We start from the raw sequence: 16,387 nt of genomic DNA on the forward strand, positions 1-16,387 counted from the left end.
TGCTGATGTGAACATTTTTGGTTGCTTAGCAAAGGGTACTTAGAAGAACAATCAAGTTAGCAAGAGTACAACCCCATTTTGAGGTGTAAATAGTGGCTTTGCGAATTTTATTAGTAGACGATGAACTCAATGTATTGAAGTCTTTAAAACGAGTACTTGTTCGTTCTGGTTATGATGTAATAACAGCATCCACTGGTTTTGAGGCGCTTGAAATATTAGCGGCTAATCAAGTTGAGATAATCATTACTGACTTTAGAATGCCAGAAATGAACGGTGCTGATTTATTACGGCAGGTTAAAAGTCGCTGGTCCGATTGCGTAAACTTAGTGCTAAGTGGATATGCTGATTTTAAATCTGTAGTTGAGTTATTGAATCAGGGATTGGTATTTCGTTTTTTAGAAAAACCATGGGTCGATAGTGAACTACTTGAAAACATTAGCGAGGCGCAAGTAAAATATGAACAGCGCCGAGCTAAAAGAGTAAGAGATCAGTTATTAATGGGCAGCATGTCTGGCCTAATAGAAATAGACAATAACGGCATTATTAATCGTTTTAACGCGCCTGCCGCTGAAATCATTCCTGATATTCATTTATACGAAAACAAACACCTCGCCCATTTAGATACAGCTCAAAATAAAGCGGTAAGCCAGTCTTTTATTGACAAGCAAAGCAGTACACTTTTTATTAACTATGCACGCGCCTCTGATCTAGCGAAAAGCGAAGAAATTATGATAGAGCGTTGTTTAAATGATGATTCTTTCCAACTTTTGAAGCTATCAATTAACTCAAACAGCTTGAGTAGTATTTTTCAACTTACCAGAACACAGTCGGTAGTAACCAATGAGTCTGACTTTTATCATCATTTAACGCTGTGTGAAGCGAACAAAGAATGTTATGCCTTGGTTTATATAGGTATCTCGCAGTTTCAATTAATTAATGATTTGCTAGGGGGCGAAGATGGCAGCCACCTTATAAAATTGGTTTTGGAGGTGCTAAAAGGCGTATCAGAAAAAGCGGTCAAAGTTCTTCATAAGAGCGCCGATAGGTTTGTATTATTTGTTCCTGAAATTAAATCTGATAGTGAAATTTTAACCGTTTTAAATAAGGCGATGAATGATCTGAAAAAAGCACTTCCTAGTAAATATACCGATGCCCATGTGCAGCTTTATGGTGTGTATGGTTTGTTTCCTGAGGATAGTTTAGAGGGAAAAGAGCTCGTTAATCAAATGCAGTTGACGATGAATTACCAAGTAGGTGAGCAGCAGCGTATTTGTTCTCGCTTTGACCCTCAGCTGGTCGCAGATTATAAAAAGAACTTTGACTTAAGCCGTTTATTATTAACAGCGGTAAATAAAGATGAGCTTTCATTACGCTTTCAACCAAAGGTTGATACTAAAACAGGCCAAATATTTATTGCTGAGGTGTTAATTCGCTGGTATGAGCCGAGTAAACATGGCTGGGTAGCGCCAGCTCATTTTATCCCGATTGCTGAATGCGATGGTCAAATTATCTCAATAGGGCGCTGGGTTATTTCTCAAAGCTGTAAAACACTAAAATACTGGGCAGACAACAAAACAGGCGTGGGTGTATTAGCAATTAACTTGTCTGCTAGGCAATTAAAAGATGATCCGGATTGGATTGACTACATGCTCGAGTGTTTAAGCAGCAATAGTTTAGAGCCGTCACAGTTAGTTTTTGAGTTAACAGAAACTTATCTAATCGAAGATTTTACTACCTGCGAACAGCAATTAATAAGGCTGAGATCGTTGGGGTTTAAGCTATTAATTGATGACTTTGGTGTAGGTTACTCATCACTTGGCTATCTTTCTAAGCTGCCTGTAGATGGCGTTAAACTAGATAGAACCCTTATTACTGATATTGAATCGTCTTTAGCGATGCAAAGTATGATTCGTAATTTTACGCGTATGTCGCATGATCTAAATTTAAAAGTTGTTGCTGAGGGGGTAGAAACAGCCTATCAATGTGAATTAATTAAAAAGTTAGGGTGTGACTACATACAAGGCTATTACTACAGTGAGCCTTTAGAGCAGGATGATTTTTGTAATTATTTAAACCATTTTAATTCTCAAGGTGCGCAATGAGTTCGATTACGGTCGTCATACTAGACGATGATGCTTTTTTATTAAAAGTATTACAAAGGACTATTCATCGAGCCTATCCAGAGGTTGATATAATGACAACCTCTGATATTGATGAATTTTGGCAGCTGCTAAACACTAAGCCAGACTTAGATTTAGTATTAAGTGATTATTTAATGCCGCAAATGAATGGATTGGATGTTTTAGAGCAATGCTCTTCACAAAACCCCTACCCAGTCAGAGCATTACTTACTGGTGATATGACATTGAGCACCATGATGCGACAACCTAATGTTGTGCATGCTTACCTTGCTAAGCCGTTTAATGAAGCAGATATAACCGCGCTTTTTGACAATGTAGCGGCGTTAAAGTCGTTACCTTTTGCTTTTAATGTGCGCAGGCAGTTAGGGGCAATGATCAGCTTCCCTGTTTACCCTCTTATTTTAAAAGAACTCAGAGACTTAGTACAAAGCGATGAATTTGATTTACATGATATTAGCCATGTTGTCTCTCAAGAGCCAATAATAACCGCTAAATTGTTGCAACTTGCAAACTCTGCTTATCTTGGCTTTATAAGGCCTACCTCGTCAATTGATGAAGCTGTGTCGAGGCTCGGAACCACTATATTAATGGCTATCACCACTTCTTTATTGGTTGCCAAAAATTTTGAATCGTCTATTCCTGTTGATGTGCATGAAAAGCAATTAAATATAGCGGCGAATTACGCTAGTTGTGTTAAGCGTTTTGCAAAGCAAGCAGGTTTTAACTTACATGATCAAGAATTATTATTTTCAGTGGCGTTATTGAGTTTTGTTGGCAAAATTATTTTACTGTCTCAAGGCGAAAGTGAACCGCCAGATGAACATGCGCAAACCATCAACAATGGATACGTGAGTGCCAATTTTATTTCGGCCTACGTTTTAAAGTTGTGGGGATACGACACGAAAATATGTAACTTACTGATGAGTTGCCATGATTTAGCTGGTACTGATGATAATGAGTTAACTCTGTTTAATCATATGTTGTATATTGTTTGGCAAATTATTTTTGATGAACAAACTCCCATGCAATTACGTGCATACTGTGACTCAAAAGGCGTAGACCCATTACTTTGCCATGTTATTAGTGAATTTGATTGGCAGAGTTATACCTCTTAAATAGACTCTGTATAAAATAACGTTTAAAAACGGGCAGTATTACAAAACCACCTATTTATAATTTCCTCTGAGTTCTCCTTCTTCTCTTTATTATCTACTTTAGTCTAATAAAAACCGCATAAAAGATCATTATAAGTACGTTTTATCACCAGCTTGGTTTAAAAAACGTACAACCACGTTGTTTTTAGTTCTTATAAATATAACTTCATATTTAACATTGTATTAACTTGCGGTGGTGTGATATTAAATTGCTACTTTGGTTGTATTTTGAGCTCTTAAAGGTGTTATTTTCCTGTTTTTAAAGTTATTTGCATTTTTATGCTAATTTTATCAAGTTTTTTGTTTCTTTTTGTTTGTGTATGTTGCTAGGATGTTGGCAAGGGGATGCACGAATATACCCCACACACATTATAAGAATACACAAAACAGGGTCATCATTATGTCAACATATCGTTTAAACACCTTGGCTGTAGCGGTTGCTTTTGCCTTCAGTGCGCCAAGTATGGTTAATGCACAAGAAGCGTCAGCTAAAGCTGAAAAAAATATCGAACAAATATCTGTTTTAGGATCGCGAGTTTCAAACCGAACTGCCACTGAGTCGTCATCACCTATTGATTTAATTGACGCAGATGATTTAAACAAAGGCGGCTTTACCGAGCTTGGGCAGAGCTTACAGGCAACGGCGCCGTCATTTAACTTCTCACGAACACAGGTTTCTGATGGTTCTGATTTATTTCGTCCTGCTACATTACGCGGCTTACAACCAGACCAAACGCTGGTTTTAGTCAACGGTAAACGCCGTCATAATCAATCTATTTTTGGTTTAACAAGTACTGTGGGCGGTGGCTCTGCCGGTACTGATATGAATGCGATTCCGCTTATTGCTTTAAAAGGAGTTGAAGTGTTACGTGATGGTGCGGCGGCGCAGTATGGCTCTGATGCAATTGCAGGGGTTATCAACTTATCACTTAATAACTCAACAGATTTAACCACCGGGTACGTACAATATGGCGAAACGGCAGAAGGAGATGGAGAAACAATTTCAGCCGGTTTAAACCGTGGCTTTGAATTAGGTAATGAAGGCGGTTTTATAAATTTATCGCTTGAGTATCGAGATGCAGATAAAACTAACCGCGCAGAGCGAGATACGGGTGGTTCACTTAATGTTGCACCAGGTACTTTATCGGACGAAGTACGTTGGGGACAAGGTAATGCAGAGAGTGAATTCACTTCGGTATTTTACAATATGGCGTTGCCAATGGGTGAGGGGGAGCTTTACTCATTTGGTGGTTACTCTGAGCGTACTGCACTAGGCAACGGCTTTTACCGTAATTTTAATGAAGCGTCTAAAAACGTAACGCAAGTTTACAGCGACGGTTTTTTACCGCAAATCGACAATGAAGCACAAGATATTTCGGTAGCTGTTGGTTTTAAAGGTGAAATTAACCCTGATTGGACCTACGATGTTTCTGCTGTTTACGGTGAAAACCAATACGATTTTACCTCACGAAATACTTTAAATGCGTCATACGCGGCGGAGTATTTATTTAGTAATCCGGGTGCAAGCGATGCCGATATAGCCGCGAATGCTGGCCCAACAGAGGGTTATTCGGGTGGATTTAGATTTGATCAAACAACGTTTAATGCAGATATAAACGGAATTATTGATATTGGTCGCAGTGAGCCTGTTTATGTTTCAATTGGCGCTGAATACCGTAAAGAAAACTATGAAATTGTACCCGGTGAGGTGGCATCATACGCATGTGGAGCAGCCAACACGGATACCTCATATCCATCGGTGAACGATCCGAGTCAATTTGCACAATGTGGCTTTCAAGCTTATAACGGCCTTCGTCCTGAAGCTTCAAACAAAAGCGATCGTGATAGTTACGCAGTATATGTAGATGCAGAAACCATGTTAAGCGATGCATGGAATGTGAGCGGTGCCCTTCGCTATGAAGATTTTTCGAATGCGGGTGACGACATCATAGGTAAAGTAGCAACACGTTATGAATTTAATGATGACTTTGCAGTACGTGGTGCCTTATCAACGGGCTTTAGAGCGCCATCATTACAGCAAAGTGGTTACACTGCGTTTACCACTAACTTAGGGTCTGACGGCACGTTAAGTCAGTCGTTTACAGCGACAACGGGCTCTGCATTTCCTGCAGCTTTAGGCGTTGATACATTAAAGCTTGAAACATCAACTAACTACAGTGCCGGTTTTGTTTACGATGTGACCAGTGATTTATCGTTAACGGTGGATTTTTACCGTGTAGAAATTGAAGACCGTATTACATTAGGCAGCTTGTTATCGGCTGATGATGTGGCGTTTAGTCCTGAGGCGGTTGCTGCTCTGCAAGCAACGGGTGCAGTGCAAGCGAATTACTTTTCAAACTCAGTGAATTCAACCACTCAAGGCGTGGACATTATTGCGTCATACCGCACTGATTTATATGATGGTAATTTTTCTGCTACGTTTGCGGGTAACTTAAACGAAACTAAAATTGATAGTGTGAATGCAGCTCCCGGCATTCCAAAAAGTGTAGCACTTGATGACATTCAAAGTAGCTTTTTAACCGACGGACAACCGGGTGAACGTGCAACGCTTACCTTTGATTATGAGCGTGATGCCTACAGCGCAATGATCCGCTTTAATTACTTTGGCGAAACTGATGTGAAGTACTTTGGTAATGACCATATTGAGCTTGCAACAGATGGCTCGTTTAAAGCGACGAGTACCGTAGAGACTGCAGTACTCGTAGATTTAAACGTAAGCTATGAAATTAATGAGATGTTTTCGTTATCGGTTGGAGCAGACAACGTATTTGATGAAACACCGGATGAGCTAGGTGATGATGAAGTACTAAATGCTATCTCAAATGGGGCATTTAAATACCCGTTACGTGCAGTACCATACGGTTTTGATGGCCGTAGTTACTATGCAAAACTAAGCTTTAGTTTTTAATTTTTAGGTTAAATTAAACCAGCAAAGGCGCCGTTTTAAACGGCGCTTTTTTTATGCTTAAAAATATTGAAAAAGGCATTAAAAATGGTTGCATGCTTGAAAATTAAGCATACAATCGCCATCAATATCAGTGTGGGATATGTATCCCTCTCATTTTACTAATAGGAAAAAACAAATGGCTAAAAAAGGCAAAGCAAAAGCGGTTAATAAATCCGCAGTAGACACCGGTCGAGGAGTGATAAAGCACAACGCATTGGCGGCACTGGTAACCTCTAAAGTATTTAAACCGCAAGTGGTTAAAGCTAAAAAAGGTAAAGGTTCGTTTAAACGTAACAACAAACATGCAGGACAAGAGTCCTATTTAATCGCGGCTTAATTAGCACCGATCAAATAGGGCTTTTGACTTACCGAAATAAGGCTGACTTCGAGCTAAGAGCTTCGGGTTTCGAGTCACGAGCAGCGAACACAACCTAGCACCTTTAGCCTTCTCTTTCCGCGCAGCGTCTCATGATCTCTTTTTGAATTAATCACTTAAAACATGTTTGCACAAAGAGAAGTGAATGAGGAGTAAATGAGAAGGCAACGGGTGACGAGTAGCGAGCTTGTGCAAACAGTCTAGCATCTAGTCATATCAGCCCTTAAATCTATTCTTTCAGCGCAGCGCCTCCCGCAGCTCGCAGCTCGTAGCTCGCCACCCGAAACCCGTATCCTCGTTATCCATGTATTATCGATTTAGAATTTGCCAAATAAGAAGCATGGTTTATCACTGTTTGCGAAGGGTTCTCACCAAATAATTGCGTGTAGTCTTTGGTAAATTGCCCTGCATGCCAAAACCCCCAATTGGCAGCAACCACAGAAATGGGTTTATCTTGCTTTGCTAATTTTAGCTCTCTTCTAACATTATTTAATCGGGTTAAACGTAAAAACCGCAGTGGGTTTATCCCTAAAATACTCTCAAAACTATATTGTAAGGTACGCCTGCTCACAAAGGTGAGTTCGCATAATTGAGTAATTGTTACCGTGTTTTGTGGATGCGCTTTTATATAATCTTTTACTTTATCAACAACCGCTTTGCGGTGTTTATAACTGGGAGCGATGCGTTGACATGGGATCTGTTCGTTTAGTAAATGTAATGCCAGCATATTAAGCATGTCTTGCTGTAAATCGGCATTTAGGCCAAAAGCGTTGTTGCTAACCATACTGTTTATTATACCCCGGGCACTTTTTAGCATGGCGTTGCATGTTGTCAGTCGCTCAGTACCTGAAGACGTTATATTTTTTAAGTGCATCCCCTGTATCTGAGCCATATGTTCTAACGATTGCGTGTCTATTACTAAACCATAAATATTAAACTGCTCAGGTGTAATAAGCTCAAAGTTACTCTCACTAGTGCGACACATAAATTGATTACTTGCCACATTTAAGCCATTAATTTTGCTCTGCTGCGACTGCTTTGGGATCCCAAGCCAAATAGATCGTGGCGCTATTGCGCATTGTTGGTGAAGAGCACGCTCTGTGTATTCTTCAAATGCATGAATATTAGAATAATCCACGCTTTCTATACACCCAAAAAATCGCCCATCACTGAGCTGATCATATTTTTGCTGCCACTGCGTTAGGTTATGCGCCTGCTCATCTATATCTTGGGTATGCACCATGCTCTTTTGTGGTGCGCTAGCTAAATCTTGCTGCGTCATAATGGCGTTACTCTTTGCTTTTTTTATTTTTATTAAGATTAAGTTACCACCTGTAACTATAGTTAACTATATGAAATAAAGCTAAAAATGATGATTTGCCAAAATTCGATAGTGTCTTGGTATGAATTAAGCTCTCTTGAAACTAAACAAAATTGATTTATAGCTTATAGGTCAGCAAAACCTGTACCAAGGTTTGAACTAGTTGTTATGTGGAGTAGATCATGGGGCAAAGGTACCGATATACACTGGGCACGCAGGTGTATAATTTTAAAAATTTGGCGCAAGTAATGGCAAAAGCCACTCCTCATCGCTCAGGTGACAGGTTAGCGGGTGTTATTGCACAATCAGCGCAAGAGCGAGCGGTTGCCCAAATGACCTTAGCGGATATTCCGTTGAAGGCATTTTTAAATGAGGCACTGATTGCTTATGAAGACGATGAAATAACTCGCTTAATTATGGACGAACACGATGCTAGTGCATTTATGGCGGTTGCTCATTTAACCGTGGGAGATTTTCGTAATTGGTTGTTAAGTGACTTTGCAACTCCCTCGGTACTTGCAAGTGTAAGACAGGGGATCACTCCGGAAATGGCTGCGGCTGTTAGCAAAATAATGCGTAATCAGGATCTTATCCTTATTGCTAAAAAATGCCATGTAACCAGTGCATTTAGAAACACCATTGGTTTACCTGGGCATTTATCCACGCGTTTACAACCTAATCACCCAACAGATGATATTAACGGCATTGCCGCCTGTATTTTAGATGGGTTGCTGTACGGTAATGGTGATGCGGTGATAGGTATAAACCCCGCAACCGACAACGTGGCGCAGGCTATTAAATTGATGACATTGATGGATGAGGTGATTCAAAAATATGAAATTCCTACCCAAAGCTGTGTGCTTACCCATGTCACTAATACGATTGAATGCATAGAAGCGGGGGCGCCAGTTGATTTAGTGTTTCAGTCTATTGGTGGAACAGAAGCCACCAATTCGAGTTTTGGTTTTAGTTTAAATACTTTAGCTGAGGCACAAGATGCCGCGCTGAGTTTAAAGCGTGGCACGGTAGGCAATAATGTGATGTATTTTGAAACAGGGCAAGGCAGCTCGCTTTCGGCTAATGCTCATCACGGGCTTGATCAGCAAACCTGCGAAACTCGCGCGTATGCCGTTGCACGAAAATTTAATCCGCTATTAGTTAATACGGTGGTGGGATTTATAGGCCCGGAGTATTTATTTGATGGCAAAGAAATTACCCGCGCGGGGCTTGAGGATCATTTTTGTGCCAAATTACTGGGTATTCCGATGGGATGTGACGTGTGTTACACCAATCATGCCGAGGCTGACCAAAATGATATGGATAATTTACTTACGCTGCTTGGTGTAGCTGGGTGCTCGTTTGTGATGGGGATTCCGGGCTCCGATGACATTATGCTCAATTACCAAACTACCTCATTTCATGATGCGTTATACGTGCGCCGAGTTCTAGGCTCTCGTCCCGCGCCAGAATTTGAAAAGTGGCTTACTAACATGAACATTATGAAAAACAGTAGCGATGTTACTTTATCGCACAGTCTTCCCGCTGCATTTGCTAAGCCGTTAGATGCACTGGCGGGAGGTCGTTCATGACTGCTGATTTTAAATCAAATGACCTTGCTAATACTGATCATAAAAATAATGGCAATGTGGTACACAACCCATGGCGTGACTTACGCCAGTTTACTGATGCCCGCATAGGACTTGGTCGAGCGGGTATTAGTTTACCAACCTCTGAAATGCTGGCGTTTCAACTGTCGCATGCGCAAGCGCGCGATGCAGTCAATTTTCCACTTGATATCAATGAAATGAAAGCAAAGTTAGCGACTGTTAATGCAGCTAATGCGCGTGTATTGCATTTACATAGCCAAGCGGTTGATAGAGTTACTTATTTACAACGACCAGATTTAGGTCGAAAGCTAAATGAGAATAGTCGTCAATTATTACTTGATTTTGTTGCTGAGCAACAGCAAAGCACCCAAGAAAAATACGACTTAGCAATTGTAGTCGCTGATGGTTTGTCATCGTTGGCGGTTCAAAAAAATGCAGCTCCTTTTATAACTGAATTACTTTCACAGTTGAGCGTTAATAAGCCACTTACTTTTGCTCCAATCACCTTAGTTGAACAAGGGCGAGTAGCCATTGGTGATGATATTGGTGAGTTATTGAATGCCCAAATTGTGATGGTGCTCATTGGTGAACGTCCTGGGCTTAGCTCACCAGATAGCTTGGGACTTTATTTAACCTGGGAGCCTAAAACAGGGCTTAACGATTCGCTGCGTAATTGTATATCTAATATTCGTCCTGCTGGTTTGCCCTATATCGATGCGGCAAGACGGGCAGCCTACTTATTAAATGAAGCTAAAACATTAAAACTAACAGGAGTGAACTTAAAAGATCGGACACAGGATGATGTGATTGAGCATCAACAATCGAGCCGTCATTTTTTAAATGCGGAATAACGGTAACTAAAAATAAAAAATCGATAAAGAGGATGTTATGTCTACTAATAATTCAGAATACTTAGCAAAAAGGCAGCTCAAAGGTGGCACTGCAGGTTGGTTATTGCTGGCAGGGTTAGGGGTATCGTATGTTATTTCAGGTGACTTTGCTGGGTGGAACTTTGGTATTGCAGAAGCTGGCTGGGGCGGCTTCGCGATAGCTGCAGTGTTAATGGCGATTATGTATTTAACTTTGGTGTTATCGCTGGCTGAAATGTCGGCTGCTATTCCTGCTGCTGGAGGGGGTTATAGTTTTGCTCGTCAAGCAATGGGGCCAACGGGTGGTTATTTAACCGGTCTTGCGGTATTAATTGAATATGCGTTAGCACCGGCCGCCATTGTGATATTTATTGGCTCTGCAGTGGAGGCGTTAACGGGGTTCAATGGCCCATGGGTTTATGCACTATTTTATTTGGTGTTTGTAGGTATTCATTTAGCTGGAGTAGGTGAAGCGCTAAAAGTAATGATGGTAATAAGCGGTTTAGCGGTACTGGCTATTGTTGCAACGGCAGTGGTTTTAATTACAAATTTTGATGCTACCAATTTATTTGATGTTGCAGTAACTGATGCCGCAGGTGCGAATGAATTTTTACCTTTGGGTTGGTATGGGATATGGGCTGCATTACCTTTTGCTATGTGGTTGTTTTTAGCGGTTGAAGGCGTGCCATTGGCGGCTGAAGAAGCAAAAGATCCGGCTAAAGATGTACCTAAAGGCATTATTGGTGCCATGGTATTTTTATTGTTTACCGCATTATTAGTGGTTGTGTTAGTACCCGGCGCAGCAGGTGCAACAGCAATGGGCGCAAGTGCAGTTCCGTTGGTAGATGCGTTAAATGCAACAGGCAATAGCGATTTAGCAACCGTGGTTAATATACTGGGATTAGCAGGGCTGGTGGCTTCATTTTTCTCTATTATTTATGGCTATAGTCGGTTGGTGTTTGCGTTATCGCGTGCAGGATATTTACCGCGTTCGTTATCAATTACTACAGTGCGTAAAGTGCCAGCACGAGCGCTTATTGTACCTGCTGTATTTGGTTTTTTAGCTTCACTAAGTGGTGAGGGCGATTTAATGTTAGCTATGGCGGTGGTTGGTGCAACAGTATCGTATGCGTTAATGGCGCTGAGTCATATAATGTTGCGCTTAAAACAACCCGACTTACCTCGACCTTATAAAACGCCTGGCGGCATTGTCACTTCAAGCATAGCATTGTGTTTATCCTTGATTGCTCTGACCGGTGTGTACGCCTTTGACCCCCGTGCTTTTTTATACACTATGGTGCTGTTTATAGTCGGTGCGGCGTATTACTTTGGCTTTAGCTCTAAACACTTAGTGGCCAAAAGTGCAGATGAGGAGTTTGCTATGCTGGCTGATGCTGAGGCTGGTTTAAATACAGCGATAAGTGAGGGGTAATTTTCATTTACTGAAATATCTCATGTGGCTTTAATATTCGAAGAGTTTGCGCTGGCGCGGTAAGTTTTAACTTACCGCGCTTTTTATTGTAAATAAACTCAGTAATACAAAAGATTCATTCAAAAAGTAGGCCGTTTTTAATACAACATTGCGCTGAACGTTTGTTACAGCGCAGAAGTAAATTATATGGTTAACCTAATAAAAGCTAACTAGGACGTGCGGTAGAGTCTCTAACGACGAGCTCAGGAGTGTATAGTTTTATAATATCGCGGTCATTGCCATTACGAATTTGGGCTATTAACAAGCTGGCCGCATCTTCGGCAATTTTATTATTAGGCTGATGAGCCGTGGTGAGTTTTGGCCATGTTTGACGAGAGAATGGGCTATCTTCAAATCCTGTTATAGAAAGCTCGCTGGGTATATCAATGTTCATTAATCTGGCTGCAAATAACGCACCGGCGGCTATTTCATCATTACATGAGACAATAGCGGTTGGCCTATTTGTTTGGCTAATGAGTGTTTTAGCGCCCTCAACCCCCGACTCAAATGAATATTCGCCATCAATAATTAAGCTTGGATCTATAGTAATGTCGTATTGGGTTAGCGCTGCTTTGTAACCTTCCAAGCGCTCTTTGGTCGAGTTATGCTCGCTGCCACCGGCTAAAAAGCCAATGCGCGTGTGGCCGTTATTAATTAGATGCTCAGTAATTGACTTTGAGGCGAGATTATCGTCAATCATAATACAGGGTGTTAATGAGTCAGGCGCGTCGTGCCCTGATAAAATACGCACAACTTTTAGGTCTAGTTGAGTTAGCTTTTCAACAAACTCAGGCATTTCAGAAAAGGGCGGGGTGAGTAAGATTCCCGCGATACGAGTGCGTTTGATCATATTAGTAATTTCATCAAAAATATGCGCTTCTTTGGCATCACATGGGTGAATAAGTAGTTCAAACCCCTGCTTTTTGCACGCATCTAAAATACCATTTTGCATGTCGATAATGTAGTACGCATTAGGATTGTCGTATATGTAAGCTATGCTGTAAGCTTTTGTTCCTGCAAGACTTCTTGCTGCTAAGTTTGGCTGGAAGTTCAACTTTTCGACTGATGCCATAACTCTTTCACGGGTATTGTCACGGACCGAGGTTTCGTTATTTATTACTCTTGATACCGTTTTTATTGATACCCCGGCATCTTTTGCCACGTCGTTTATTGTTGTTCTCATAGGCTTAATAGACCTTTATATATCATTTTAGGTACTAATTTATCTTTATCGGCTAACGACTACAGCAAGAGTAGTTAACAGTACTCGGTTTTTATTATTTGACGACTAAATTATAAAGACATCATTGAATATTAACAGTTAATTTATACGCCTTTCTTGTGAGAATGGTAGATAAAGTTTTAGGTAATAATTTAGTAATATTTAAATTTAATTTAAATACAATGGTTTAAAAGAATATTAAGCTCACACTTGTAAATTTTTTGTATCTTTTTTGCCCTTCTGTGTAGCTATAAAAGAAAAAAAAGGATACATTAATAGCTTAATGACAGCGTTGTCATAAATTAAAGCGCAATGTTAATTATTATTTAGAACCTACGTAGTGGATTGTTTGGCTAAGGTAGCAATTACTAGATATGAATAGTGATTAATTTAAAGCATAAAATATTTTTTAGCTGATGGTACATTATAAACTAACCGCACTAAGAATAAATGCATTCAAAAATCGATTTAATTTTTAGCATTTGAAAGAGATGCTTGAGTGACTAAGTTAATAATAAAGGGAGAGTAGCGAATGAAGATTAAATCATTACTGACAGCATGCTGCTTAGCACTAGGTTTAAGTGCATGTCAGGGCAATTTTGAAGGACAAAATACGGCATCGGTTCAGCTAAGCCCTGCAAACGATAGTGCGGTGGAGTTACTTGCTAAAACATTACAAATAAAATATCAGCAAGTTGATAACCGCCCATCAGCACAGTGCGATCCAGATATTGAAAACGGTCACTGTTTTAAAGCGAATTTACATTTAACTGCCAACTCGGCGATTAACGTTGACCAATGGAAAATTTACTTTAGTCAAATTACGCCAATACAAAAGTCGATTAGCGATGAATTTACTATTAAACACGTTAATGGTGATATTCATGTCATTGAGCTTAAAGATGGGTTTACTGGCTTTAAAGCCGGTGAGACTAAAACGATTACTTTTTATGCGCATTTTTGGTCATTATCGCAAAGCGACGCTATTCCTAACTATATCGTGGTGAATAACAATGACACCGCTAAAGTGATTGAAAGTACAAAGCCTAAAATTGACCCAGAGACGGGCTTAGAGCTATTACCTCATGTAGAACCTTATACCGATTACACTCGTCAGTTTAAACGTACTGCGGGCGACAAAACACAGTGGCTTACTGCTGAGCGCTTGTTTGAGCGTAATGAAAAGTATGACTTTTCAGCTTATTTAACCTCGCAAAATCAAGTGAGTAATGTCATTGCTCAGCAAATTATACCCACCCCACGCGTTAGCGAGTTTAGTCAAACTCAAACGCTTGATATTAGCCAAGGGCTTAATATTAATTATGCAGAAGTTAATAAATCAAGTGTATTAGCTGCAATCGAGCGACTGGAACTACTAGGTATTAATTTAAGCGATGATGCAGCGGCAATTAAGGTCACACTTAATTCCACTGTTAAAAAAGATCAGCTTAATGGTAGTTATAAATTAGCAATTCAAGCCGATGAGGTTGTAATCGATGCAGTTGACGAAACGGGTGTTTTTTATGCTCTGCAAAGTTTAGCGAGCTTATATCAGGTTAACAGTAATATATTACCTGTGGGAGAGGTTATTGATGCACCGCATTATCAGTTTAGAGGGGTATTGGTTGATGTAGCGCGAAACTTTCGTGATAAAGGCTTCATTTTAAAGTTACTTGATCAAATGGCTGCTTATAAACTTAACAAGCTACATTTACACTTAGGTGATGATGAAGGCTGGCGTTTAGAAATTCCATCACTGCCTGAGCTTACAGATATAGGTGCAAAGCGTTGTTTTGATCAAAGCGAGCAGCAATGTTTAATGCCACAGCTAGGCGCAGGGCTTGAAACTTCAAGTGCAGCAAACGGCTATTATTCGGTAGCTGATTACCAAGAAATACTTAAAGCGGCGAGTGCGCGTCACATTCAGGTGATCCCATCGCTTGATATGCCAGGACATTCTCGCGCTGCGATTAAATCCATGCAAGCGCGTTATAATAAATATATACAACAAGGCGATAAACAAAAAGCCGAACAGTTTTTACTTTATGACCCGCTTGATACAACGGTGTATTCGTCGGTACAGCACTACAACGACAATACCATTAATGTGTGTTTAGACTCATCCTATGCGTTTATCCGTGAAGTAATGGAACAAGTAAAAAGTATTCATAGTGAGGCACAGCATCCGCTAACTCGTTATCACATAGGTGCCGATGAAACCGCCGGGGCATGGGTCGATTCACCTGCTTGTGCTGATTTTATTAAACAAAATAAGTTAGAAATTACCGAAGCAGGTCAGCTGGGCAGTTATTTTATTGAACGTATCGCTAATATGTTGGCTGATATGAATATTGAAACCGCAGCATGGAGCGATGGCTTATCGCATACTAACCCAGAGAATATGCCAGAGGTTGTGCAAGGTAATATTTGGGATTTATTAATGTGGAATGGCCATCAGCGTGCACATGAATTTGCCAATAGAAATTGGCAAGCAGTGCTTTCGTCGCCAGATGTGCTGTATTTTGACTTTCCGTATGAGGCAGACCCACAAGAGCATGGTTATTACTGGGCTTCAAGGCACATAAATACTGAGAAAATATTTCAGTTTATGCCAGATAATTTGCCTATTCATGCTGAGTTTTGGTTTGATAGAGAAGATAAGCCTTATGTAGCTGATGACACATTACAGCATGATGAGCAAGGCAAGGTCGTATCCGCGCCTTTAGCTAAAGATAAACGTTTTGTGGGTATTCAGGGTCAATTATGGAGCGAAAATACGCGTACCAATAATATGGCTGAATATAAGCTATTCCCACGATTATTATCGCTGGCACAGCGCGCTTGGCATAAAGCAGATTGGGCGGTACCGTATGATCACAATGGCTTTGTTTACAGCCAACAAACAAATCGCTTTAGCCCTGAATTAAAACAGCAGCGCGATCAGCAATGGCAAACTTTTGCTGCTACCATGGGGCTAAAAGAATTTGCCAAGTTAGAACGTGCTGATGTGCATTATCGTCTTGCAAATGCAGGTGCTAAAATTGAGAATAGTATGTTGTACGCCAATATTGCTTACCCTGGTTTAGTGATTGAATACAAACAAGGTGATGAGCAATGGAAAACCTACACACAACCTGTCAAAGTAACACAAGATGTATGGGTTCGATCTAAGACTCCATCAGCTAGTCGTGTAAGCAGAAAGCTTAAAGTAACGCACCGTTAAGGTGCGTTTTTCCGTTAAATTATTGACGATTGAAG

General features: G+C 40.4%; 10 protein-coding genes. 8 read left to right on the forward strand and 2 right to left on the reverse strand.

The annotated features are described in order from the left end of the window. The first annotated feature begins 92 nt into the window (after nt 1-92). The 4 genes from CWB77_RS05095 (at nt 93) to arfA (ending at nt 6,600) form a co-directional block, all read left to right on the forward strand. Complete coding sequence (locus tag CWB77_RS05095; protein ID WP_138621629.1) at nt 93-2,102, forward strand: EAL domain-containing response regulator; 2,010 nt, start codon at nt 93-95, stop codon at nt 2,100-2,102. Next, a complete protein-coding gene (locus CWB77_RS05100) occupies nt 2,099-3,256 on the forward strand; it encodes an HDOD domain-containing protein (RefSeq protein WP_138621631.1) in 1,158 nt (385 codons plus the stop codon). The genes CWB77_RS05095 and CWB77_RS05100 overlap by 4 nt, the downstream gene beginning before the upstream one ends. Nucleotides 3,257-3,695: 439 nt before the next feature. Then, the gene (locus tag CWB77_RS05105) at nt 3,696-6,224 is read left to right on the forward strand and encodes a TonB-dependent receptor plug domain-containing protein (protein WP_138621633.1); all 2,529 of its coding nucleotides are present in this window, start codon (nt 3,696-3,698) and stop codon (nt 6,222-6,224) included. Between the two features lie 175 nt (nt 6,225-6,399). Further along, a complete protein-coding gene (gene arfA, locus CWB77_RS05110) occupies nt 6,400-6,600 on the forward strand; it encodes an alternative ribosome rescue factor ArfA (protein ID WP_010389506.1) in 201 nt (66 codons plus the stop codon). 337 nt (nt 6,601-6,937) lie between these two features. On the opposite strand, the gene CWB77_RS05115 is transcribed toward arfA, so the two are convergent. Next, entirely contained in the window at nt 6,938-7,921 is a 984-nt protein-coding gene (locus tag CWB77_RS05115; protein ID WP_109875070.1) for a helix-turn-helix domain-containing protein, read from the reverse strand. A 221-nt stretch (nt 7,922-8,142) separates the two neighbouring features. On the opposite strand from CWB77_RS05115, the gene CWB77_RS05120 reads away from it, so the two are divergent. The 3 genes from CWB77_RS05120 to eat are packed head-to-tail and all read left to right on the forward strand — an operon-like array spanning nt 8,143 to nt 11,868. Then, complete coding sequence (locus tag CWB77_RS05120) at nt 8,143-9,549, forward strand: ethanolamine ammonia-lyase subunit EutB (RefSeq protein WP_138621635.1); 1,407 nt, start codon at nt 8,143-8,145, stop codon at nt 9,547-9,549. After that, nucleotides 9,546-10,418, forward strand: a complete 873-nt coding sequence (gene eutC / locus CWB77_RS05125) for an ethanolamine ammonia-lyase subunit EutC (protein WP_055011564.1) — start codon at nt 9,546-9,548, stop codon at nt 10,416-10,418. The genes CWB77_RS05120 and eutC overlap by 4 nt, the downstream gene beginning before the upstream one ends. A 37-nt stretch (nt 10,419-10,455) precedes the next feature. After that, the gene (gene eat / locus CWB77_RS05130; protein WP_138621637.1) at nt 10,456-11,868 is read left to right on the forward strand and encodes an ethanolamine permease; all 1,413 of its coding nucleotides are present in this window, start codon (nt 10,456-10,458) and stop codon (nt 11,866-11,868) included. A gap of 205 nt (nt 11,869-12,073) precedes the next feature. Here the strand turns inward: eat and CWB77_RS05135 are convergent, their stop codons facing one another. Next, the gene (locus tag CWB77_RS05135; protein ID WP_054201446.1) at nt 12,074-13,090 is read right to left on the reverse strand and encodes a LacI family DNA-binding transcriptional regulator; all 1,017 of its coding nucleotides are present in this window, start codon (nt 13,088-13,090) and stop codon (nt 12,074-12,076) included. Nucleotides 13,091-13,661: 571 nt separating this feature from the next. Here CWB77_RS05135 and CWB77_RS05140 point away from each other — a divergent pair. Further along, complete coding sequence (locus tag CWB77_RS05140; protein ID WP_138621639.1) at nt 13,662-16,352, forward strand: beta-N-acetylhexosaminidase; 2,691 nt, start codon at nt 13,662-13,664, stop codon at nt 16,350-16,352. The last annotated feature ends 35 nt before the right edge of the window (nt 16,353-16,387 follow it).

Origin of the sequence: Pseudoalteromonas sp. S1610, from assembly GCF_005887465.1 — a bacterium.
Taxonomy (GTDB): Bacteria; Pseudomonadota; Gammaproteobacteria; order Enterobacterales; family Alteromonadaceae; genus Pseudoalteromonas; species Pseudoalteromonas undina.